Annotated in this window: 22 protein-coding genes and 1 pseudogene; 6 read left to right on the forward strand and 17 right to left on the reverse strand. The window is 48.4% G+C overall.

Annotated elements, in window-relative coordinates; genetic code table 11:
* Positions 1–67 precede the first annotated feature (67 nt).
* Positions 68–676 carry a TetR/AcrR family transcriptional regulator gene (locus K7I13_RS12470; protein ID WP_255946153.1) on the forward strand — a complete coding sequence of 203 codons (609 nt, stop codon included), beginning with the start codon at positions 68–70 and terminating at the stop codon, positions 674–676.
* 54 nt (positions 677–730) lie between these two features.
* On the opposite strand, the gene K7I13_RS12475 is transcribed toward K7I13_RS12470, so the two are convergent.
* From K7I13_RS12475 to K7I13_RS12495, 5 genes are all read right to left on the reverse strand, one after another.
* Complete coding sequence (locus K7I13_RS12475) at positions 731–2839, reverse strand: heavy metal translocating P-type ATPase (protein WP_255946154.1); 2109 nt, start codon at positions 2837–2839, stop codon at positions 731–733.
* Positions 2840–3194: 355 nt separating this feature from the next.
* Positions 3195–3857, reverse strand: coding sequence for a YkgJ family cysteine cluster protein (locus K7I13_RS12480; protein ID WP_255946156.1), 663 nt, complete (start codon positions 3855–3857; stop codon positions 3195–3197).
* 127 nt (positions 3858–3984) lie between these two features.
* Positions 3985–5082: a hypothetical protein gene (locus K7I13_RS12485; protein WP_255946158.1), complete on the reverse strand. Its 1098-nt coding sequence runs from the start codon at positions 5080–5082 to the stop codon at positions 3985–3987.
* 358 nt (positions 5083–5440) lie between these two features.
* Positions 5441–6292, reverse strand: coding sequence for a histidinol-phosphatase (locus tag K7I13_RS12490; protein WP_255946160.1), 852 nt, complete (start codon positions 6290–6292; stop codon positions 5441–5443).
* On the reverse strand, positions 6289–6648 hold the full coding sequence (locus K7I13_RS12495) for a hypothetical protein (protein ID WP_255946162.1): 360 nt from the start codon (positions 6646–6648) through the stop codon (positions 6289–6291). The genes K7I13_RS12490 and K7I13_RS12495 overlap by 4 nt, the downstream gene beginning before the upstream one ends.
* Positions 6649–6714: 66 nt before the next feature.
* Between K7I13_RS12495 and K7I13_RS12500 the strand changes: the two genes are divergently transcribed.
* Positions 6715–7272: a DJ-1 family glyoxalase III gene (locus K7I13_RS12500; RefSeq protein WP_255946164.1), complete on the forward strand. Its 558-nt coding sequence runs from the start codon at positions 6715–6717 to the stop codon at positions 7270–7272.
* A 1-nt stretch (position 7273) separates the two neighbouring features.
* Here K7I13_RS12500 and K7I13_RS12505 read toward each other — a convergent pair whose 3' ends face one another.
* Both K7I13_RS12505 and K7I13_RS12510 read right to left on the reverse strand, forming a co-directional pair.
* Complete coding sequence (locus K7I13_RS12505) at positions 7274–8320, reverse strand: carbohydrate kinase family protein (RefSeq protein WP_255946166.1); 1047 nt, start codon at positions 8318–8320, stop codon at positions 7274–7276.
* Positions 8321–8335: 15 nt separating this feature from the next.
* Entirely contained in the window at positions 8336–9694 is a 1359-nt protein-coding gene (locus K7I13_RS12510; protein ID WP_255946168.1) for an acetate kinase, read from the reverse strand.
* Between the two features lie 246 nt (positions 9695–9940).
* Between K7I13_RS12510 and K7I13_RS12515 the strand changes: the two are divergent.
* Positions 9941–10731: pseudogene (locus K7I13_RS12515) on the forward strand (class I SAM-dependent methyltransferase).
* 240 nt (positions 10732–10971) lie between these two features.
* Positions 10972–11943 carry a hypothetical protein gene (locus K7I13_RS12520; RefSeq protein WP_255946170.1) on the forward strand — a complete coding sequence of 324 codons (972 nt, stop codon included), beginning with the start codon at positions 10972–10974 and terminating at the stop codon, positions 11941–11943.
* Positions 11944–12014: 71 nt separating this feature from the next.
* On the opposite strand, the gene K7I13_RS12525 is transcribed toward K7I13_RS12520, so the two are convergent.
* The 10 genes from K7I13_RS12525 to K7I13_RS12570 form a co-directional block, all read right to left on the reverse strand.
* Complete coding sequence (locus K7I13_RS12525) at positions 12015–12929, reverse strand: HD-GYP domain-containing protein (protein ID WP_255946172.1); 915 nt, start codon at positions 12927–12929, stop codon at positions 12015–12017.
* 246 nt (positions 12930–13175) lie between these two features.
* Positions 13176–14420: a peptidase U32 family protein gene (locus K7I13_RS12530; protein WP_255946174.1), complete on the reverse strand. Its 1245-nt coding sequence runs from the start codon at positions 14418–14420 to the stop codon at positions 13176–13178.
* Between the two features lie 55 nt (positions 14421–14475).
* A complete protein-coding gene (locus K7I13_RS12535; protein ID WP_255946176.1) occupies positions 14476–15360 on the reverse strand; it encodes an alpha/beta hydrolase in 885 nt (294 codons plus the stop codon).
* Positions 15361–15415: 55 nt separating this feature from the next.
* A complete protein-coding gene (gene pyrE, locus K7I13_RS12540) occupies positions 15416–16009 on the reverse strand; it encodes an orotate phosphoribosyltransferase (protein ID WP_255946178.1) in 594 nt (197 codons plus the stop codon).
* Positions 16010–16040: 31 nt separating this feature from the next.
* Complete coding sequence (locus tag K7I13_RS12545) at positions 16041–16994, reverse strand: SAM-dependent methyltransferase (RefSeq protein WP_255946180.1); 954 nt, start codon at positions 16992–16994, stop codon at positions 16041–16043.
* The gene (locus K7I13_RS12550; RefSeq protein WP_255946182.1) at positions 16991–17356 is read right to left on the reverse strand and encodes a PilZ domain-containing protein; all 366 of its coding nucleotides are present in this window, start codon (positions 17354–17356) and stop codon (positions 16991–16993) included. The genes K7I13_RS12545 and K7I13_RS12550 overlap by 4 nt, the downstream gene beginning before the upstream one ends.
* 64 nt (positions 17357–17420) lie before the next feature.
* Positions 17421–17801, reverse strand: a complete 381-nt coding sequence (locus tag K7I13_RS12555; protein ID WP_255946184.1) for a NusG domain II-containing protein — start codon at positions 17799–17801, stop codon at positions 17421–17423.
* Positions 17801–18655, reverse strand: a complete 855-nt coding sequence (gene epsC / locus K7I13_RS12560) for a serine O-acetyltransferase EpsC (protein WP_255946186.1) — start codon at positions 18653–18655, stop codon at positions 17801–17803. Before epsC ends, K7I13_RS12555 begins: the two co-directional genes overlap by 1 nt.
* Before the next feature lie 173 nt (positions 18656–18828).
* Positions 18829–19446 carry a MarR family winged helix-turn-helix transcriptional regulator gene (locus tag K7I13_RS12565; RefSeq protein WP_255946188.1) on the reverse strand — a complete coding sequence of 206 codons (618 nt, stop codon included), beginning with the start codon at positions 19444–19446 and terminating at the stop codon, positions 18829–18831.
* A 62-nt stretch (positions 19447–19508) separates the two neighbouring features.
* Positions 19509–20048: a winged helix DNA-binding protein gene (locus K7I13_RS12570; RefSeq protein WP_255946190.1), complete on the reverse strand. Its 540-nt coding sequence runs from the start codon at positions 20046–20048 to the stop codon at positions 19509–19511.
* Between the two features lie 163 nt (positions 20049–20211).
* Here K7I13_RS12570 and K7I13_RS12575 point away from each other — a divergent pair, with 163 nt between their 5' ends.
* Complete coding sequence (locus tag K7I13_RS12575; protein ID WP_255946192.1) at positions 20212–20700, forward strand: hypothetical protein; 489 nt, start codon at positions 20212–20214, stop codon at positions 20698–20700.
* A 154-nt stretch (positions 20701–20854) separates the two neighbouring features.
* The gene (locus K7I13_RS12580) at positions 20855–21637 is read left to right on the forward strand and encodes a hypothetical protein (protein WP_255946194.1); all 783 of its coding nucleotides are present in this window, start codon (positions 20855–20857) and stop codon (positions 21635–21637) included.
* Positions 21638–21667: the final 30 nt, after the last annotated feature.

The following is a 21667-nucleotide window of genomic DNA, read 5'->3' on the forward strand; positions in this document are numbered from 1 at the left end:
AAACGGACATAATGGGAAAAATGTAGTGTCCGGGACATTAATGACTGTTTGTAGCGGGAAGGTTGATATGGAACAAAAAACAAATAGAGATGACCGGCAGATCAGACGCACAAAGGGATGGATTTTTGAGGCTCTTCTCTCGCTCATGGATAAAAAACCCTACGCGAAAATATCCATTTCCGATATCTGTGAAAAAGCGGGCATAGCACGCACTACCTTTTACCGGTATTATAATGACAAGGACGACGTCTTTTTTGAGTATTTTGACAACTCCTGTACAACGGAGTTAATCAAACCGGGCCGGAAAAACAAAAGGTTTCAAAGCGGTATTTCCCTGACGTTTCACCAGTCCTTCATTAAGGAAAACTATAAGGCTTTACGGAAGATTATCGCGGATCCGGAGATTGAAAGCCGCATCGCCTCAAAAGTGCATATTCTGCCCGAATCATTAATCGAACATTTTAAAATGGTACTGCCGCCTGACGAGTATCTTATATGCCGCTGCAAGCTTTGCTATCAGGTGTCCGGCGCGATCCGGGCTTTTCTGGACTGGTTTAAAAATGATATGCCTGTTCCCGCTGATGCTTTTATACATATTCTGAATGGCATTGCCTCTCCGCTGGATATACGCTACCGGAACGTCCCGGGTCTGGTCGTAATGATGGATGGGGAATGATATTGCAGTGGCGGAAACTGCCCGGTCCATTCACAGCGGACGGACCGGACAGGTTTATTTTACCTTGAGCAGAATTGCGTTGACCGCCACTATAATGGTCGAAAGACTCATCAGTACCGCTCCTGCGGCCGGGCTCAGAATAAACCCGACCGGAGCCAGGACTCCCGCCGCCAGCGGAATGGCAATGATATTATATCCGGCACCCCACCATAAATTCTGGACCATTTTGCGGGTGGTTTTTTTTGCAAGGGTCAGGAATGCAAGGATATCCTCAGGATCGCTTTTAACCAGCACCACATCCGCGGAATTGACTGCGATGTCCGTTCCCGCACCTATGGCCACTCCCACATCGGCCCTGGCAAGACTCGGCGCATCGTTAATGCCGTCTCCCACCATCATGGTAACTTTTCCCTGTTCATGATACTCCCGGACTGCCGTTTCCTTATTCTCCGGCAGCATGTCCGCACGGTAATCTTTCAGTCCAAGCAAGCCCGCTGTCTTTTCCGCCGCCGCCTGATTATCGCCGGTAAGCATGACCGGAATAATATGGCGCGCTGCGAGGCCTTCCAGCAGAGGCTTCGCTCCGGCTTTTATCTCATCTCCCTGGGCAATCAACCCGGCCGGTTTTCCGTCAAGCAGCAGAAAACTCACCGAGTAACCATTCCCGGACAATTCCGCGTACTCTGATTTTGAGTAGGGAATAGAATGTTTATCCAGATACGCGGCGCTGACAATAGCTGCTTCGCGCCCGTCTTCAAGACACCCTGTTAAGCCTTCTCCTGCAAGGACCTTTACATCCTTCGCCGCAGCCGGCTTAAGCTGTCTTTCCGCAGCTTCCTTCATGATACTCGCCGCCAGCGGATGCGAGGACGCGGTCTCCAGGGCGGCGGCCGCGGATACAATATCGTTTTCTCCCAGCTTCCGGTCGAAGGAACGGACTGCGCTCACCCGGAAGTTTCCTTCGGTCAGGGTCCCTGTCTTATCCATTAAAACGACGTTAACCTTCGGCGCGGTTTCCAGGGCTTTTCTGTTCCGTATCAGGAGGCCGCTCCGCGCTCCCAGCGAAGTGGATCGCGCGACCACCAGGGGGATGGCGAGCCCCAAAGCATGGGGGCAGGCAATAACCAGGACCGTCACCATCCGGGTAATGGAGGTGCTGATATCCCGCGTAACCGCATACCAGATGATTAGTGAGGCGAGCCCCGCTCCCACGGCTACATAAAACAGCCAGCGGGCGACTCTGTCCGACATGGTTTCCGCCCTGGATTTTTCCTGCCGGGCGCTGCCCACGAGCTGCATTACCCTGGCGAGGTATCCCGATTCGCCGGTACCTGTTACGGTAATGGTCAGACTGCCGGATCCGTTCAAGGACCCTCCGATAACCTTGTCGCCCGCCTTTTTCGGAACTTCCCTGGCTTCTCCGGTGACCATGGATTCATTAATACTGCTGCTTCCATTCAGGACAGTACCGTCCGAGGGAACCTTCTCGCCGGCTTTTATAAGCACTGTCTGTCCGACTGACAGGTCCCTGAGGGGAATGACGGCATAACTGCCGTCCGGCTGCAGAACCGAGGCCTGTGCCGGCAGCAGTTCCGCCATTTTTTTCAGCGCGTCTCCTGCGCCTGCCACAGCTTTCATTTCTATCCAGTGCCCCAAAAGCATGATTACGATCAGGGTCGCCAGTTCCCAGAAAAAATCCATCAGATGGGGACCGTGAAAAAAGGTGTTCATTACAAAAGCGTAGAGGCTATAGATATACGACGCACTGATGCCTAGTGTAATAAGCGTCATCATTGCAGGACTCCGTTCTTTTAGTTCCTGTTTTGCGCCCATGAAGAAAGGCATCCCGCCGTAGAAAAACAGGATTGTTGACAGGCCCAGGACAACCCACTCGCTGCCAGGAAAAGTAAACTGAAAAGGCAGCTGGATCCCCATCATGGGAGAAAAGAGTAATACCGGAACCGTCAGGATCAGGCAAACAAAAAATTTCCGCTTCAGGTCCGTCATGTGTTCCATGTGCCCCATATGTTCCGCGTGACCGGAGTTCCCCTGGTCCATCTCTTTGTGACCTGTATGGTTTTCCATGGTACTGCGGTTCATTCCTTCCATGGATGCCGTAGTACCGCCGTGATGCTCATGATTATTTTTCTGTTTATGCTGCATGTATATTTTCCTTCTCTCCATAAAAAGGTAATGAATTTTCGGGCCGGCTTCAATAAAATACCTCGCCGCAGAGCAGGGCAGACCTTCGGTCTGGGGTATTCGCAGGTCGCGGGAGAGGCCGTTACATACCTTACAGAACCAGCCGCAGGCTGATTGAACCCTCGCCACGAATAAAGGAATCTTATTGGTTTGGAGTAAAGTGTGTTTTTTGTTTAAATGTATGATAATCCGCGGTCCGGATCAATGATAGTATATCCGGATGGTTTTTTTGGTATTCTTTCCCGCAATAAATACTGATGGAGTATATTTCATCCTGCCGGTATTCAGCCCATGGCCCGAATATCCGTGAACTGATTTATGAAGCCCGGGGAAAGGGAGGGGCGTCGTCATCAGGATTATGCGAGGAGTCCGGAAAGCTGTGCCCATTAAGATGCAGGAGAAAACGGATTTTGTTCATTGCAGAAGGAAGCGCTTCACGCAGAGGCACCGTGATACCGGCTGAATCAGGAAGCAGACAGTCCGCTTCGCGGGCAAGGTCCGCCATTGCCGGCGGAATCGTACCATACCGCTGGTACAGTTCGTCTTCTTCCATTGTGCGGTGTTCAACATGCTTCATACATTTGCACGGTTTATATCTGATAGTATTCTTCTTTCCCCGGTCACCGGAGAAGGCAAACAGGCGGCAGATAAGCGGCCTTGCAGGATACACTGTACATTGATATGTCCCGGAAGGATTATGATACACGCAGCCTGCTCTGTCCGCAGCATAGTATGACTGAGATGCGGAATGTTCGCGTACGATCCATGAAGCGAGAAACAGGGCTTCTATTTCCAGGATTGATGGCTCAAAAGTTTTACAGCATTCGCCGCAGGCAGAAGGACACCGGAATGGACTCGCCTCTATCCAGCGCTGCTGGGCCTCGTCAATTCTCCGGTATATATGCAGCAGACCGCTTAAAGGGTCCGCAAGGGATGTTCCCTCCAGCAGTGAAGGGATAGAATTAATTAATGAATCCATGATTGAAGAACCACAGTTTATATATTTTTTTGCAGATTGTCAAATGGAAAAATATATATGCCTGCAAATAAAAAAGGACGGCGGATCAGAATCCTCCGCCCTTTTTTATTGCTGTTTCAAATTCCGGTTACAATGTAGCAAAGCGGTCCTTTTCAATAAGGTGTTCATTTTTAATCGGCGGAATAAGGCTGGGGTACTGCCTCCACTGACGGATAGACATACCGCCAAAACCATTGGTCAGTTTTTTTACCCTTCCATCTTTATAGGTGAAGGTTCCTTCCACCCGTTCCCAGTCAAGCGTAGCGACCGGGTTGTCAGGAACTTTACTGGTAACTCCCCAGAGAGTTGCGGTCGCAACATGGGCCGTCATATCAAGCACGCCTTCTTCAGTTTCGAATTTGATTCTGTATTTCCCGGGAATAAATCCTCCGAACTGCGGATAATACGCCCAGTCATGGTGTTCGATGCTGAAGCTTCCTGACGGAATATAAATCTGTTCCTCCACCAGATTAATAGCAAAATCTTTCATGCCCAGCCTCATATCGTACATGCTGCCGAAGACTTCATCAAAATGAAACCATCCCCAGTCTTCCCATCCTCCGATTTCGGCTGATGAAGAATCGGTTGCCACATACCGTTCACGTATCCCCGCGCCTTTCATATGGACAGATTTGCCGTTATGGGTAATCGTCCCTTCAACCTGTCCTGTCCAGTTATATCCATATGTAATGCTATGCTGGGTCAGATATGACGGCTTTTCCCTGCCGTACCAGAGAGGGCCGCCGCAAATAGGCTTGTGAATAAAATCAGCCTTAAAGCTCCGTTCCTGATCATCAATTACATAATGCCACGAATTGTCTTTATTGCATTCGACATGCAGGCATCCTATATCGACAATAACCTGATCATCCGTTTTACGGACCTTATGCGTGCCGCCCGGAAATTTGAATACATGTGTTGCGGTTACCGGAGGAAACTGCGCAACCTTATATACGGAATACGGGTCCTGAACGATTTCACCCGGTTCGGCGCTGAATTCATATGTGAATAAATCAATATTTTCCAGTTTCAGTATGAGCGGTGAACAGCCGAACCAGTACTGTTTACCGTCATCCCCGATTGCGGAAAAGGAACAAAGCCAGTCGAGAAACGCGGAACTTCCCGCGTCCATGGTTATTCCTCTTGCTTCATCTTCAAGTGTTACTTTCCAGTCTTTTTCAATCATAGCGTGATTCTCCTTAAAGCTTTTTTGCAAAGGCTAATGCATTCCCGGGATCCTTCGGAAGCATGCAGTCCGGCTGGTTACAATCAGCTGATATATTTGTTAGGCTATACACAGCAGCGGAAAAACCATGATTGTTATCCGTTCTTTTCCTTTGCGTTTATAAGTACAGCATATTCTTTGAATATAAATTAAACGTAAATAAAGTATAAAAACTTGTTAAACTGTACATTCCGGTATTGCAATGAGGTATGTTTTTATCCGGGAAAAATATTGATACTGTTTTGGCTGTTTTTTCAGTTACTGCTGTCAGGCAGTATGCCTGATTTCACCGGGCGATTCCGTTCAAAGGCTTCCCCGGTTACAGATTGTCTTCAGTCCAGCCGGATGAGGTGAGAAGCGCGATTTTTGTGTATCCCGCCCTGCGCGCGGCGTCATATGCCCTTTCATAGGCGCACAGAATATCGCCTGTCCTGTGCGCGTCCGATGAGACTGTGAGCGGTACATCCCGGGCATGCAGCAGGGAAAGCAGTTCCGCGGAGGGATAGACATCATCTATGGCTTTCCGCGCGATGCCTCCCGTGTTTATCTCCACGACTTTTCCCGAGCGGGCAATAACCTTTACCGTTTCCTTCAGTTCCCGGCGGTACCACGGTTCGCTTTCATCAAAAAAACGGAGTTCGCCGTTCCGTTTGCGGTGAACGTCCAGGTGTCCGATAATGTCAAAGTCACAGGATGAAACCATATTTCTTACCGTGTCCCAGTATTTCTGGACAGCCTTCTTTCCATTATTCTTAAAAACTTCCGCGAGGCCTTTTGCCACTTCAGCTGCCGGCGCGTCGACCGAAAAAACAGGGGCCGGCTGATGCTGTTTATCTGCTGTAATGTAGTGGACCGACCCGATAAGATACTCCGGGTTAAACTGCCTGTAGATTGCCCTGTCGGGGAATGTATAATCAGGCAGATAATCGGCCTCAAAGCCGCACAGGATATGTATCCGCTGCCCGTACAGAGTTTTCAGCCTGCTTATTTCATCAATATATTCCTGATAGCGGGCCGGCGGCAGGTGCCATTCTGTAGCAAAAGGCCAGGCGGCGTGAGCGCTGAATCCTATACATTCCATGTTCCCGTCAAGGGCGGCCTTTACCATTTCTTCCGGTGTACTTTTTCCGTCGCAAAAAACAGTATGAATATGATAACTGTGCTTTCTCATAATCTGTATCCTTCTTTTTCAAAGGCATCCGGGAGCCGGCTGAATTCTTCCGCCAGAAGCTGAATCAGTTGTTCCCGTTCTTCCGGTTCCATACTTTCTGATTCCGTTTCAATTATGTGCGCGGCCTTTTCAAGCCTGACCGCGCAAACCCCGCGGGCGTTTTCCTGTATCATCCGGGCAATCTGTACCGCGGCTTCAGTCCTGCCGTTCTGCAGCTCTTCCCGGAGAAGAGTAATATGGCTTGACGTCAGGTCAAGAAATTCCCTCAAAAAAGCCGATGCTGAACCGGCCGTTCCGGTTATTTCCGAAAAGCAGATGTGATCAAATACCGGAAATTCTGATAAATCCTGCCGCATATTTTCCCTCCGCGCTTGTTTTATTATATACTTTATATAGAGAGTCTGTACAGAAAGGAGACAAAGATGAAAAAGGCAGTAGTATTTCTCGCGGAAGGCTTTGAGGAAGTTGAGGCTGTTACCCCGATTGATTATCTTCGCCGCGCGGGCGCGCAGGTTACATTGGCCGGTGTATCGGGACGGACTGTTATGGGGTCCCATGAAATAGAAATAGTGTGCGATCTGACAATAGAAGAGTACCTGAAGGCGGCCGGTTCTTCCCTTCCCGATCTCGCTGTATTGCCGGGCGGCGGCCGGGGAAGTGAAAATCTTGCGGCATCAAAAGAATTGAGGGATTTTGTCAGCAGGATGATGCTCGAGAGAAAAGGCGTCGGCGCAATCTGCGCTGCACCCGCGGTCGCCCTCGGTTCCTGGGGCCTTTTAGCCGGCAAAACGTGGACAGGCTTTCCCGGAAGCGGAGACGCTCTCGGCCTTGTTCCCCGCGAAGACCGGGTAATTACCGACAGCAATCTGATTACTGCCCGGGCCGCGGGCTGCGCTGAGGAATTTGCGCTGGCTCTTATTGCCTATCTGTTTGATATGGAAAAGTCGGCGGAAATTGCGTACAGGATTTTTGCCCGGTAAGTCAGGGATTTTTTCCGTCCAGGCTGTTTTTCAAGTTGGAAAAAAAGTCCCGGTCCAGGCTGCTTCCGGGTACCGTAAGGACTGAACGGGCCGCCCTGTTCGACAAGGCAAGCATTTCCGCCGGATTCATTCCGCGGAGAAACGCGGACAGAAAAGTCCCGCAGAAAACATCTCCCGCTCCGGTGTCATCAAGCGGGGCCTTTTCCGGGTCCGTTCCTGCCTGACAGGAGCTGCCGGACTGCCAGGCCCGGGCCCCTTTTTCGCCCTTTTTGCTTATTATGAGCGGGAAATTCTCCCCGGTCCGGCCCAGCTCCCGGAAGACTGTATCCGGAATATCCTTCTCCGGAAAAAAACTGTTATTCCCTGCCTTTCGGGTTTCAGATACGGCCTTTGCAAAGGCCGTAGATTCGGCTTCATTCATAAAGATAATACACCTGTTTTCACGGATGAGCCGGAGAATTTCCTGCGCGTATTGTTCAGCTATGAAGACTGCCGCCATATCAATGGCCAGCACTGTTTTATACTGCCGGCAAAGTCCGGATATCCTGTCGGCCAAAGGCCTGTTTTGCAGCACAAATCCGTCAATCAGAACTATTCCGGCGGCGGAAACCTGTTCGGGACGTATTTGTCCGGGGCTGAGACGGGGCGCCGCGGAAGGCGCGCAGATAATGGTTTTTTCTTTTCCGGGAGCATATATAACCAGGCATCGTCCGGTTGGGTCTTCCCTTTTTTCCGGGATAAAATGTATGCCGTAAGAGCCGATATCCGATTCGAAGCGCCTTCCCCATTCATCAAAGTCCGCGCCGTTTCCGCCGAGGCAGCCGGTCAGTACGGTTTCAGCTCCGAGGAGGGAAGCGGCCTTGAGCGCGTTTGCGACAGTTCCGCCCGCTGTGTATACGGGTTCGGGCAGTTTCTGTAACAGGATATCCATTTCTCCCGGCGAAACATGTTCGGTTTTCCCGAATGAAAGTTCCGCGGCACATTCCTGCCCATCCTCAAGAAAAAGAAACCCATCAAGAAGCAGACTGCCGATTCCCAGTATATCCATCGGGAGAAACCGCTGTTAGTTTGCTTTTGCCGAACCGGGTATTTTTACGATAATATCGGCCAGAGCTGGGTTCTTTTCCAGATCGCGCTTAAGCCCTTCAATCCGTCCCTTGTTTACATAGTCCGGCGACTGGAACGAATAGGTAAAGTTTGTATGGACATCATAGGTCCCCTTCATAAGAGCGTAAGCATCCTCCGTCATGACCAGTTCTTCATCAGTCGGTACAACCAGTATTTTTATTTTCGAATCATCGGTGCTTATGCAGGTTTCAGCGTTCCGCGTCCTTGCGAGCAGATTTTTTTCAGGATCAAGTTTTATTCCGAGATGCTCGAGACCTTTGCAGGTTTCCTCGCGTACAGGATTCGAGAATTCCCCGACCCCTGCTGTAAATACCAGCGCGTCCGGGGTCGAACCCATGGCGGCGATATAGGAACCGATATATTTCCGCAGCCGGTATGTTTCTATTTTAAACGCGAGTTCTGCGCGTCTGTCGCCGCTTTCCTTTGCGTTGATAACGTCCCGCCGGTCCGTATACTGTCCCGTCAGTCCGAGAAGTCCTGATTTCTTGTTAAGAGCGGTATCAATATCCTGTACGCTCATTCCGGTTTTCCGCATCATATAAAAAGAAAGGGCAGGATCACAGTCGCCGGAACGGGTCCCCATCACCAGACCTTCCAGCGGAGTAAGACCCATTGATGTATCAAAACACACGCCGTTTTTTACGCAGCACATCGAAGCGCCGTTCCCGATGTGAGCAATAATCACGTTAGTATCTTTGGGTTCCTTGCCCAGAATAACGGAAGTCCGTTTTGCCGTATACAGAAAACTGGTTCCGTGAAAGCCGTAACGGCGGACATCATAATTCTCGAACCATTCATAGGGTACCGCGTACAGATAACTGGTATCGGGCATGGTCTGGTGCCAGGCGGTATCCATAATGGCGCAGTGAGGGACATTGGGGAGGACTTTCTGGGCAGCCTCAATTCCCATAATATTGGCCGGATTATGGAGCGGTCCGAGGTCCTGGACCTCGCGGAAGGTTTCAATAATTTCAGGCGTGACAATTACCGATTTTGTGAATTTGGTTCCCCCGTGCAGAACCCGGTGTCCGACCGTTTTGATTATATTCATATCGGAAATAACTCCGATGCCGGGATCCGTAAGGGTACTGATAATAAGCTCGACCGCCACGGTATGGTTCGGGCATTCCTGCTTTTTCACATATTCAGGCTTATTCATGGCGTTATGCGTGATGGAACTTCCCGGCTGGGTAACCCGTTCCACAATACCTGACGCAAGAACATCCTTGCTTTCCCAGTCAAAAACCTGATATTTGACCGAAGAACTGCCGCAATTAAGTGTAAGAACAACCATATCTGACCCCTGAAAAATGAATATAAAAAATACCTGTCCGTTCCCTGCTGAAGGATAAAACGGAAATGCTGCCTCCCTGTTCTGAAAACTTCAGAATCAGCCGGCAGAGAGTATAAAAACTGGAAAAACAGCATAAAACCGGATGGTTTATACTATTTCCTATTATACAAGTCTACTTCGATTATGGTATACTTGCAAGGCGGATTTTCCGAAAAATTGTTTCTGCCGGAGAGGAGGCGAGGCGTTATGAAAAAAAAACAAAGCTGGTTTGAAAATGAATCATTCTGGGCCCAATACGCACCCATTCTCTTTCATCCCCAGTGCTGGGCCGAGGCCCCGGGCATTGCGGAAGAAATTCTTCATATAATAGGAGCTCCGGCTGAACTCCGGGATTCCGGTCCGGAAGAACCGTCTGCTCCCGCTCCCCGCATTCTGGACGCGGGCTGCGGTCCCGGCCGGATTTCCCTCGAACTTGCGGTCCGAGGCGCCCAGGTAACCGGAGTCGATCTGATCCGTCCCTTCCTGAATGCCGCGCTTGAGTCAGCCCAGGATGAAAATGTGGAAATAGAGCTTATCCAGGCCGATCTGCGCAAATTTGTCCGCCCTGAAACCTTTGACGCTGCGGTCTGCCTGTACACCAGTTTCGGCTACTGCGATACAATAGAAGAAGATATGCAGATACTGAAGAATATAGCGGTTTCTCTGAAAGAGGGGGCTGGTTTATTCTTGAAATGACGGGCCGCGAAATAGCTGTCCGGGATTTTACTGAAGGCGAGTGGTTTGAACGCGGCGGTTTTACCGTCCTTACGGAATATTCGGTTGTCGGAGCCTGGGAGGCGATCCGGCAGCGCTGGGTTCTTATAGACGAGACCGGAAACAGGATCAATCATGTATATGACCAGAGGCTGTATTCGGCGATAGAACTCAAACGGCTCATGCTCGTGTCCGGGTTCAGTTCGGTCGAAATCTACGGCGATTTCAGTTTTTCGCCCTATAATGAAAAAGCCAGGACCATGGTCCTGGTCGCGAGAAAATAGGAAAAACCGGCTGCCGGAAATGTATATCCGCTGTTATTTATTGCGAAAATTTGCTTTTCGCCTGAAAACACAGTACACTTAATAAGGTAACATATAAATGTCTCTTTTTTTGCGTTTTTTTTATAAAAACAGGGGAATTGTGGGTGTTTTTAAGTTGACAAATCAGTTGTATCTGTAATATACCGGTTATATATTATGCGTACCGTATGTATATGCGGTAGTATTAATAAGGAGGATTAAATGAAAAGGATACTTTCTATTGGAATGCTTCTGGCAATGTGCTGCACCTGGATGGTCTTCGCGGATGACGCAAAAACCATGCCCGCGCGGGTCGGACGTTTTTACGTCGCGCCGTCTTTTTCCTTTGTGAATGGTGCGTATGATGATGACGGCGAATTGGATAAATTCGGTGATGATGAAGGCGCTGTCAAAGTGTTCAATCTCGGTTTCGCGCTGGAATATGGAATTCTGGACTGGCTGACCGCCGCTCTCCAGTGGGCCCCCGGATGGACTATCTGGTCTGATGTTGATACGGTGGTTAATCCGCTTGCTACGGATCAAAAAATCAATATCAATGGAGTGTATGATCTTTTCCTTGGCGCGAAAATACAGATTATCGGTGAAAAAGCCCCTGTCAAGTCTTCAATGTTCCGGCTTGCTATTGCTCCCGGTATCAAGATTCCTCTGCCCGGTACAGATTTTGATGACCAGTATGAAAATTTGATGAAAGGAGATGATGTTACCATTCAGAATGCGGACAAGCATGTATTTGCTTTCGGCGGCCGTTTCTATTTCGACTTTATCATCCATCCCATGTTCTTTATCAATCTATACAGCGAATTTATCTATTATCCTGTAAAAGGAAAGGCTGACAATATTATCTATCACCTTGGTGATCTTGATACTGAATATGGTTTTGATTTGACCTTTGAACTGGAACCCCATTTCGAAATGGCGTTTGACGCCGGTACCCTTGGCATCGGGCTTCCTCTTAACTATACTATGTTTGCTGATAAGAAATATGACACAGTTGGAATAGACGATGTTACAGACGCCAGTCTGTTGAAACTCAGTCCGAACATAGCATTTATGCTGACCAAGATCGCCTTGCCGCTGGAATTCAAGCTGACCTATGCCATTCCACTGTATGGGATGAACTATAACGCATTGAACACTGTCAGTCTCCAGATCAGGCTGTATTTCAGGATATGATCTAGTATTGTATCGAAAACAAAAAAATCCGGCATGCCGCCGGATTTTTTTGTTTTTAAACCTGTTTTATATTATTCTTCCCGCGGCAGGTACGCCGCCGGAAATATAAGATTTTCTTCCGGCACCGTGCAGAAAATATCAACGAGTCCGGCGTCAAGCTGGCTGCCGGCAACGCTCCGGATTATTTCGATAGCGTGGCTGTAATCAGTTTTAGGCCGGTAATTCCGGTCCGTGGAAAGCGCCGAAAAGGTATCGGCAATGGCAATAATTTTTGATTCGACCGGGATATCTTCTCCCCGGAGTCCGTAATATCCGTTTCCGTCTATCCGTTCGTGGTGGTAAAGGACCCATTCGCCTATTTCCTGAAAACAGGTTTCGTTGAGCATTTTTCTTCCCATCTTTGGATGGGTTTTCATAATTTCCCATTCGGTATCATCCAGCTTTCCCTTTTTATTGAGGATTTCATCCGCTATGCCTATCTTTCCTATATCGTGCAAAAGGGCCGCGTCAAAAAGTTTTGGGGCGTTGATTTTCCGCCTGAGGGACAGAGGGAGCGCCTCATAAAAATTTTTGACAATATGGTACACATGCCTTGAATGGCCCTGGGTATACTGGTCCTTTATCTCGATTGAATTGACGAAGGCGTGCGTTACCTCCAGTGTTTTAGCCTGCATCGACTCGGCCAGCATTATTTCATTATTCACCATAAAAGATATGTAACCGGCCCCGAGAAAAAATATAAAGGTGACAAAAACATAGATGGGTTCCACTTCCCGCAGAAAAATATCCGCAGCGCCTACTGCGAATCCGAAAATAAAAACAATCATAATGATTTCCGCGAGTATCTGCAGCTTATAGTTTGATTTTTTGTACCGGTATGTTGTTTCCTTCGTCGCGCGGATAAACCTGTGATAGCGGATTGTTGTCAGCACCATAATAACAGCGCCGACAAGAATAAAAATAAGGCTGAAAATTCTGAATACCATATTTTAATCTCCAAACTGAACAAAATAAGGAATAATAGTGTATCACTGATATCATTCAGGCACAATGGAAGTGTGTCAGCAATCCGGTAATGAAAAAGCTGTGAGCGGCTTCTGTATATGGGGGCTGTTTCGCGGAAAAGGGTGAAATGCAGAAAGGAGAATGTTTCAAAAAAAGGTATGCTGCGGTTTTTGTGTTCTGAAGCCGAACGGGTGCGGTCCAGGAGCTGCAAATAATTTGACTTCCGCTTATTCCTTCAGGCAGCGTACAATAAAGCGTTCCCGCACCGGTTTTTCCGTGCGGATAATACAGGGATGTCCGTGGCTGACCCAGTCAAGTTCGGCCCCCGTATCCGGATCAATCAGGATATAGGCGGTATCAGCTTCCGCGCAAAGGTCCGGTCCGATGTATTCAAGACGCATGCCCCTGTCAATCTTGTTCATCGCGATAAATTCATACCCTTTTCCCGGGAATTCCTTTCCGATAATTCCCGCCAGCAGATAGGGCGAGGAACTTTTTCCCCTGGTGGTTTTGTTCGCGTTGTTTTTATCAAAATAAAACCCGCTGGAGAATTCCCGGTGGGCAACATTTTCGAGATCATCGGCGTAGGGGGCGGCCTCGGTTTCCGGAATAAGACCTTCGAGGGCGTCCAGTTTTTTCCGGTAAGCGCGGGTAACAACGGCAGTGTAGTATAAACTTTTCATTCTTCCCTCTATTTTCAGCGCATCGACCCCCGCTTTTTTCATTTCCGTGAGATGGTCGATCATGCACAGATCTTTTGAAGAAAACAGGGACGTATACCCGTCTTCTTCGACAACCGGAAAAAATTCTCCGGGGCGCTCCCTTTCTTCAACAACCGTTTCTTTTTCTCCGGAAAGAAGCTGCCAGTCCCAGCGGCAGGTGTGACTGCAGAACCCCTTGTTCGCGCTCCTGCCGGTAAGGTACGCACTCATCAGACAGCGCCCCGAATAGGCAATGCACATTGCGCCGTGTACAAAACATTCCAGCTCCATTTCCGGCACAGCCTGTTTGATTTCCGCTATTTCCGCAAGGCCCGCTTCACGTCCGAGGACAATCCGTTTAAATCCCATATCGAGGTACATTTTTGCCGCTTTCGAATTAACACAGTTTGCCTGCGTACTTAGGTGCAGCGGAACGGAAGGAAATTCCTTTTGCAGTATCCGGACCATCCCCATATCCTGAATAATAAAGGCGTCAAAGGGATAATTCCTGAAATAGTCGGCTTCGGAAAGAAACTTGGCAATATCATCATTATGAAAGGTGATATTCAGGGCGCAGAATAATTTTTTCGGCTTTCCGGCGGCGGCATAGTCTGCTTTGATCCGTGTTATATATTCATGTTCCCGGCCGTGAAAATTATCGGCCTTTACGCGAAGGGAAAAGTTTTTTAATCCGATATAGGCGGCATCGGCTCCGTACTCCCACGCGTACTGGAGTTTTTCCGCATTTCCCGCCGGTGATACCAATTCCATTGAAGTCCGCCCTGTCACTGTTCCATTCCGCCGCGTATCCATCCGCCTATTTTTTTTACCGCCTTCTGGGCTTCGGGGTAATCGCGTCAAAGGCCTGAAAAAGATGCCACATGCCGTCGCAAATATCAAGCGAAACGGGGATTCCCGCTTCGGCGGCTTTTTGCGCAAGCTGTTTTGCGTCTTCAGCAACGATTTCCATTGATCCGCACTGGATAAAGATAGGCGGGAAATAGGAGAGGTCTCCCCTGAGCGGTGAAACATGGGGATTTGAAAAATTACTTTCATAAGTATACTGAAGGGCCTGGGAATGCATGATATCCCGGGTAAAAACCGGATCGGGATTTTTACGCGAAACAAAGGAGGCGCCGGAACAGGCGATATCAGTCCAGGGGCTTAATACAATTATTCCGCCCGGAAGCGTTACGTTTTTTCCATGAAGATAATGGGTCAGGGCAAGCACAAGATTTGCTCCGGCCCCGTCCCCTGCAAAATAAATTTCATTTCCCGGTATATCCTGTTTTAAAAGCCAGTTATACGAGCGGTATAAATCTTCCAGCGCGTTGGGATAAGGATACTCCGGTGAAAGCCGGTATTCAGGCAGCAGGAGCCTGCATCCGGTTTCATGGGCAATTGAGGCGCATAAATTCCGCGCCGAATACCGTGATCCGGATATGAACCCGCCGCCGTGAGCATATAAAATGGTTTTCCTGCCTATCGCGAGTTCGGGAACAAGCAAGTCGGCCCGGATATTTGCTATTTCAACTTCCTGGCGGTCAATATTATTCGGTAAAACAGCTGTTCCCAGAAGATCATCATAATTTTTCCGTATCTGCTTTATCTGGGTTTTATGATTATATACAGCTTTTTTAAACAGCTTAACTGCCTGCTGAAATGATTTCACATCATAATTGGACATAACAGCGGCAGTATAGCATACCATGCCCCGCTGTGAACAGAAGCTGTGCCTGGCCGGGCAAAAAAAAGAGATTTCCTTTTCAGAATACTTTCCGGGAACCCGGTTTTACCGGAGGTAATTTTCCTTCCCGGCAGAGCGGACAATCATCCGGATCGAACAAAACGGCTGGGATGCGGACTGCAGAAAACAGCGGCCAGGGAAAGGGATTTTCCGCTGATTCCGGCCGGCGGTCAACGATACAGACAGAAGCAACAACTTCTCCGCCCATGTCTTTTATCCGTTCGGCGGTTTCGAGCGCCGATTTTCCGGTAGTAACCACATCTTCGGCAATGATAATTTTTTCTCCGGGCGCAATTTCAAATCCGCGCCGGAGCGTCATTTTTCCCTCATCGTCCCGTTCCGTGAAAAACGCAGGCTTTCCGAGCTGTCGCCCGAGTTCATAGGCAACTATGATACCGCCCATTGCCGGACCTATAACTGAATCGGCCTGTGAAATATTTTTATCGGCGCTGATTTTTTCTGTGATACTGCTGATAACTTCCGCCGCCCGGTCCGGAAACTGTAAAAGACGGGCGCACTGGAAGTACTGGGAGGAATGTTTCCCTGATGATAATAAAAAATGCCCGGTAAGCAGGGCTCCGCATTCTTCAAGAATAGAAACAACATCGGACATACAATTCTCCTCGCGGGCCAGTATAGCTTTTTTATATCAGGGCCGCAAGCCTGATGAAGGTAAGTTCATTTTTATTTGCAGTAAGATGTACAACTCTGCTTCCCGGAATCGCGGCGAATTCCCTTGTTGTACTGTGATCGGCCGCTCCCTGCATTTTTAAAGTACAGATAAAATTGCCGCACAGGCCGGACTCAATCCATTTTTGGATCCATTCGAGGAGCCGGGGAGGGTAGCAGATAACGTCTGAACATATCCAGTCCCGGGGACCGAGGTCTTCCGGTTTCAGGGTAAAGGCATCATGCTTTATAAATGAAATTTCTTTTTTTGCCATCAGCTCCGGCGCAAGTTCGGCCCTGTCAATTGCCGTAACTCCGGCCCCGAGCTTGTTGAGTACCCAGGTCCATCCTCCGGGGCTGGCTCCTGCGTCAATGCAGCTGCTTCCCGGCCCCGGCAGAGAACCTTCTCCCGCCAGATACTGCACCCAGGCCAGCGCCTCATACATTTTCAGATAAGCCCTGCTGGGCGGATTAACATGGTCTTCTTCAAAATAAATTTCCCCTCCGGGAAAAGGACTCGATGTTTCCGCCGAGGCAAAGATCGTGTGTTCATCAAGGAGGGTCCAGAGTCCCATTGGGGCGTCCGGTACATGATATGGAAATTTCCGGGGTTTTTCATTAATGTACGGCAATTTTTCCCTGATCAATTCCCCCCTGCGGAAGCAGTTCAGCGGATAATACGCCCAGTTCCTCTGAACCGAGCGCAGCAGTCCTGCCGCCTCGCTGATAGAGGAAAATTGTACGGTAAAGGGTTTTTCGAGAACGGTCCGGTGCCAGAAAGTCTGTATGCCGGGAATTTCGCAATATACAATATCTCCGTATTCCTGTACTTTCTTTAATGAGAAACCGGAATTAAGGGATAATTCATTGGAAAGATTTTGCCGGAAACCGTGAACAGCCAGCCAGGCTGTTCCGGGAAGATAGTTCAATACAGAATTTCCTGTGTTTCTTCTTCTTCAATTTCGCAGGCCGCGATGGCGTGAACATATTTGATATACTGCCGGAATCCGGGCGAATGGAGTACTGAAAAACCTATGTCAACCGAATTCGCGTTTTTTCTGACCCATTCCGGTTTTACAGTCAACGAGAAGTCCGAAAAACCCGTATGTGGAGCAGGTAAAATAGTCAGCGTATATTCTTCATTCATATCAACAGGAAAATTATTGGAAAAATGCACCCTGCAGCCGCCCTCGCTTATGTTTTCCAAAAAACCGGGCAGTTTGTTTAATTTATCAACTTTTATGCGTACAAAATCGTGAAAACGGCGTGTACGTCTGTGTTCTATTCCCATAGAATGAAAGCATTATCTTTTTTCCCCTATTTGTCAAGGCAGCCGTGTTTTATTTATGTAAATTCTAATATCCCATGGCGTCAATGGTCTCTTCTTCCGGTCCGCCTTCAATTTTCAGCATAACCCGGTTAGGCAGGCAGGCCGCCCAGCTGCCTGTTTTGCTGATCGCCCCGGCGGTTATACAGGTTTGATTGGGGCAGGGCGAATAAATAATGGCTGCTGAATCTTCCGAAATCCGTATAACAGAGGGGCCCAGCTTTCCCGGAATGGAAATAGTCCTGTCTGCTTCCATTCCGTACAGCCAGGTTCCCTCCGGCGATTCAATAACAATCCGCCGTTCCCCGCCGGTATCTGAATTCAGCAACGAAAGGGACAGAACAAAGACAAAAAGTCCGGCAATAAGTATCAGTATGTCGGAAATTGTAATACCCTTCCGGTTTTTCATTATGCCGTAGTATAAATTCTGCTTTCAGGAGGTACGGAAGATGTTATCCATGTATTGCCGCCTATAATACTGTCCTTTCCGATGACTGTTCCGCCTCCCAGAATGGTCGCGCCTGCATATATGGTGACATTATCTTCAATAGTCGGGTGCCGTTTTTTACCCAGCATCTGTTTTTTAACGCTGAGCGCTCCCAGTGTGACGCCCTGATAGATTTTCACCTGCCGTCCTATAATACAGGTTTCGCCGATAACCACCCCGGTTCCATGGTCAATGCAGCATTCTTCACCGATCTGGGCTCCGGGGTGAATATCAATCCCAGTCTTGCCGTGGATATATTCACTCATGATCCGGGGAATAACGGGAACGCCTTTTGAATACAGAAAATGGGCTACCCGGTGTACAATCAGGGCTTCCAGCCCGGGATAGGAAAGAATAACTTCTTCTATACTTTGAGCGGCAGGATCGCCGCTCAGTGCGGCGTTGGCGTCCGCACAGGCAAGCCGCCGTATTTCAGGCATCTCATCAATGAGCATAAGGACAATTTCTTCGGCATATTTGTAGCAGCCCGAGCCGTCCCTGTTATTATGCAGGCAGGTATATTTTATTGCCTTGACTACTTCCCCGGTTAAAACCCTCACAATACGGTTCAGCCGTTCGCCGGTGAGGGATTCTATACTGTCGCTATTTAAAATCAGATCTTCCCGGTATCCCGGAAAAATAAGATTTTCAATATCAAGCAGGGCCGAAACAACAGCCTCCCGGTTCGGAAAATTCTGTGAGTCGGTAAGATTTACCCCTCCGAACTGTTCATAGCTGTCGAGAATCCTTTTTACCCGCTCATCAATATTATTCATACTATCCTGCCTCATTCAAAGGTAAAATTGAAATCTTTTTATATGAATGCCGGGACTTTGTCCTCAGAAAAGCCCCGGTTCTCATACTATAGTCCCTGCGGCTTTTTTTGACTATAGGGTTTGCGGGATATTATGCCCGTAAAAACCATTGCCTGAAAAAAGCGGGAATATTTTCAGCGCCGGAAATCCCTCCTTCCGGGCCCGCGCCTGTCATGTCCATGGCCTCCCTGCCGGGGATCGCCGTTCCGATCCCGGCCCTCGGGTCCAAAACCCGGTCCGCCGTGAAAATGTCCGTGTCCGAAGCGTCCGCTCATGGGGCCGTCAACGCCACAGTCTTCCCCACCGTTTTCAGACAGATACTTTTCGAGTTCGGCAATCAGCCGCTCCAGGTATCCGCCGAGTTTTTCCCGCTCCTGCTCATCGAGGCATTCAAAGGGATTATTGATGCCCGGCTGGTTTTCTTCGGTCTCTTCCGCGGCCTTTGCGCCATCCGGGGTCAGCGAAATATTCATAATTCTGCGGTCCGTTTCTGACGGGGTCCGCTTTATATAACCGCTGCGCTCCAGTTTTGTCAGAAGTTCGCCCAGAGACTGATTCCGCATATCAAGCAGGTATCCCAAATCTTTCTGGCTGATTTCCGGCTGCATTTTCAGGATTGCCAGGACCCGTCCCTGTCCCCGGTGGGGATTGCTGAAGGGGCCGAAATTCCGGAAATTATACATTTGATACCGGTGAAGCAGAGCTTCAAACCGGAAAAAAAGTTCTGTTAAATCATTATTCATTTCATCCATAATAAAGTTTCTCCTTAACTGAATTTAGTAGGCCGGATTATTCCGGCAGCGTATTCATACCGCTACAACCCGAGGGCGGCAGGCATAAATGTTTCAAAAAGACTGAACGGAAATCCGCCCCCGGAATAACCGGCGTAGCGTCCGGCTTTTTCCTCCTCATGTTCAGCTGTGTCCGGATTACCGTCCCCGGGGAAAGGACCAGTCCATGAAACAAGACGGTTCAGATATTTTTTCATTTCATCCTGTTCTGTTTTATCCAGACAGGTAAACAGGTTCTGCCGGACTGAACACCCGACCGCGGCGCTGACGCCGGCCTCCGTAAGCCGGATAATAACCTTTTGCCTGTCATCTTTATTCTGCGTGAGGTTTATAAAACCCCAGTCTTTCATTTCATATAATAGCTTATCAAGCTCCTGACCCCGCATATCCATAAGGTATGAGAAATCCTGTACACTGATTTCCGGTTCAAGAGTCAGATAAAAAAGCGCCTGCCCCGCCATTTCCGGCAGATGATTTGCCAGTCCAGCTATCCTGCCGAGTTCTTTTTGCAGCAGGGCAAATCTGCCAAACTGAATTTCCAGAGTCTGTTCCTGTTTATCCATTCTGATTCCCTCCTTACAATACATAAAATTATCAAGGTACCTTGGTAAAATATACAGGTACCTTGATAATTTGTCAATATATTTATCAAGGTACCTTGCTTTTTTTAAAAATTTATTTTTCCTTTATTCTTATTTCTGCTGTATACTTCCGGCAGGAGAGAATATGCAAACCATGCAATTTGATACAATTGTGTCCGCTGAAGAGCTTTCCGGAAATATAGAAAGAATGATTCTGTCCCATAATGCTCTTACAGACAATTTTTCGATGTTTTTTACAGGGAATCTCGGCGATATAATTCTTTTTGACGGGCATGTCCAGGACTGCAATTTTTACCTGGTTTCCTATATATCGAATTACAGAAAACATATAGAAGTAAAAGGCCGGGTTGAAGACTTTCTTTCCTTCCGGCGAGTCCGCTACACTGTAACCTGGATGACCCAGTTTGACAGTCTCCTGCGTATTCTTTTTTTTATAGGATTCGCTGCTATAATAATACACTTTGTGTATGCGTTCCCGTGGTTTATTCTGCTGCCCCTTGCCGCCGGACTTTGCGCAGCCGCTTTTTATTTGGTCCTGGCCAGGGATAAAAAAATAACCACACAGGCAGCGGGCTTTTTATTCAGGCAGCTGATTACAGGAAGCTGCTGTTAATCCATACCGGAGCCCCTTTTTCCGGTTTCAGCAAAAAAGAATAGCCCTGACATATTTTGCTGTTTTTTTTTGTACATTTAAATGCTAAACTGGGAGAAATATGTGCCGGGTCCTGTTTCCGGTGACCGGAAAATTCCGCCTTTTCGGAGAAGAAATGAAAACAAAATTACCGCTGATTGCCCTTCTCATAAGTGTTTGCCTGTCCGCAACGTCTGCCCAGGATTTCCGGCTCCCTCCTTCTTCAGACCTCTTTCAGTATTCGGTTCCGGAGGGTTCGGTCTACGGTTATTCCCAGCCCTATAAAAGAATTTACGGATTTCCCGAAGTCCGGATATGGGGCTGGTCCGAATCCGGGACTGTCGCATATTCGGTTGAGCGGTTTATTGAAGGCAGGGGAGGTATCGTAGTTTCATATATAGTTTTTGATCTGATCGAGGACAAGCCCCTGTGGATTTTGCAGATGGATTCCATTTATTATGAGGATGTCAATGAGCCGTCCTTCCTGTTCGCTTCATTTACTGATGAAAAGCAGGATACTTCGTTTTTGTATTTCACCTATGACCTGCGGAAACAGGAAATCGAGGAAGCCTTTAACAAACATGGTATTATCAGGCATTACATAAATGATTATTACAAACTCCCGATACAGTTTAATGACCGGATTTATTACTGTACCGCTTCAATTGTATATGAAGAAGAGCCCCAGTTTTATGATTTTATCCGGAGTTATACTATCACGGTAGAAACCGGAGGAAAAATGAAAACCGTGGCAGAGGTTGAGGAAACCGATGCCCTTTCGCTGTATTTATGCGGTTATTTTATCAGCCCCTTTGAAAACCGCGCCGTAATTATAACCGCTGAAGAACGCTTCGGCTGGGAGGGTTCGGAACTGTTTTACTTTTTTGTCGGCTGTGATCTTGAAAGGCGGTTTGAATAACACCGGCAGAAAATCCTGCCCCCGGAAATA

It is taken from the genome of Brucepastera parasyntrophica (assembly GCF_022376835.1).
In the GTDB taxonomy this organism is placed as follows: domain Bacteria; phylum Spirochaetota; class Spirochaetia; order Treponematales; family Treponemataceae; genus Brucepastera; species Brucepastera parasyntrophica.

Excerpts from the sequence above, each read along its gene's own strand:
- K7I13_RS12550 (WP_255946182.1), bottom strand. The coding sequence starts at position 17,356 with ATGGGAATAGAACACAGACGTACACGCCGTTTTCACGATTTTGTACGC.
- K7I13_RS12580 (WP_255946194.1), top strand. The coding sequence starts at position 20,855 with ATGAAAACAAAATTACCGCTGATTGCCCTTCTCATAAGTGTTTGCCTG.
- K7I13_RS12565 (WP_255946188.1), bottom strand. The coding sequence starts at position 19,446 with ATGGATGAAATGAATAATGATTTAACAGAACTTTTTTTCCGGTTTGAA.
- K7I13_RS12475 (WP_255946154.1), bottom strand. The coding sequence starts at position 2,839 with ATGCAGCATAAACAGAAAAATAATCATGAGCATCACGGCGGTACTACG.
- pyrE (WP_255946178.1), bottom strand. The coding sequence starts at position 16,009 with ATGTCCGATGTTGTTTCTATTCTTGAAGAATGCGGAGCCCTGCTTACC.
- K7I13_RS12575 (WP_255946192.1), top strand. The coding sequence starts at position 20,212 with ATGCAAACCATGCAATTTGATACAATTGTGTCCGCTGAAGAGCTTTCC.
- epsC (WP_255946186.1), bottom strand. The coding sequence starts at position 18,655 with ATGAATAATATTGATGAGCGGGTAAAAAGGATTCTCGACAGCTATGAA.
- K7I13_RS12505 (WP_255946166.1), bottom strand. The coding sequence starts at position 8,320 with ATGGATATACTGGGAATCGGCAGTCTGCTTCTTGATGGGTTTCTTTTT.
- K7I13_RS12480 (WP_255946156.1), bottom strand. The coding sequence starts at position 3,857 with ATGGATTCATTAATTAATTCTATCCCTTCACTGCTGGAGGGAACATCC.
- K7I13_RS12510 (WP_255946168.1), bottom strand. The coding sequence starts at position 9,694 with ATGGTTGTTCTTACACTTAATTGCGGCAGTTCTTCGGTCAAATATCAG.
- K7I13_RS12495 (WP_255946162.1), bottom strand. The coding sequence starts at position 6,648 with ATGCGGCAGGATTTATCAGAATTTCCGGTATTTGATCACATCTGCTTT.
- K7I13_RS12490 (WP_255946160.1), bottom strand. The coding sequence starts at position 6,292 with ATGAGAAAGCACAGTTATCATATTCATACTGTTTTTTGCGACGGAAAA.
- K7I13_RS12485 (WP_255946158.1), bottom strand. The coding sequence starts at position 5,082 with ATGATTGAAAAAGACTGGAAAGTAACACTTGAAGATGAAGCAAGAGGA.
- K7I13_RS12570 (WP_255946190.1), bottom strand. The coding sequence starts at position 20,048 with ATGGATAAACAGGAACAGACTCTGGAAATTCAGTTTGGCAGATTTGCC.
- K7I13_RS12530 (WP_255946174.1), bottom strand. The coding sequence starts at position 14,420 with ATGGAATTGGTATCACCGGCGGGAAATGCGGAAAAACTCCAGTACGCG.
- K7I13_RS12535 (WP_255946176.1), bottom strand. The coding sequence starts at position 15,360 with ATGGTATGCTATACTGCCGCTGTTATGTCCAATTATGATGTGAAATCA.
- K7I13_RS12525 (WP_255946172.1), bottom strand. The coding sequence starts at position 12,929 with ATGGTATTCAGAATTTTCAGCCTTATTTTTATTCTTGTCGGCGCTGTT.
- K7I13_RS12520 (WP_255946170.1), top strand. The coding sequence starts at position 10,972 with ATGAAAAGGATACTTTCTATTGGAATGCTTCTGGCAATGTGCTGCACC.
- K7I13_RS12470 (WP_255946153.1), top strand. The coding sequence starts at position 68 with ATGGAACAAAAAACAAATAGAGATGACCGGCAGATCAGACGCACAAAG.
- K7I13_RS12500 (WP_255946164.1), top strand. The coding sequence starts at position 6,715 with ATGAAAAAGGCAGTAGTATTTCTCGCGGAAGGCTTTGAGGAAGTTGAG.
- K7I13_RS12555 (WP_255946184.1), bottom strand. The coding sequence starts at position 17,801 with ATGAAAAACCGGAAGGGTATTACAATTTCCGACATACTGATACTTATT.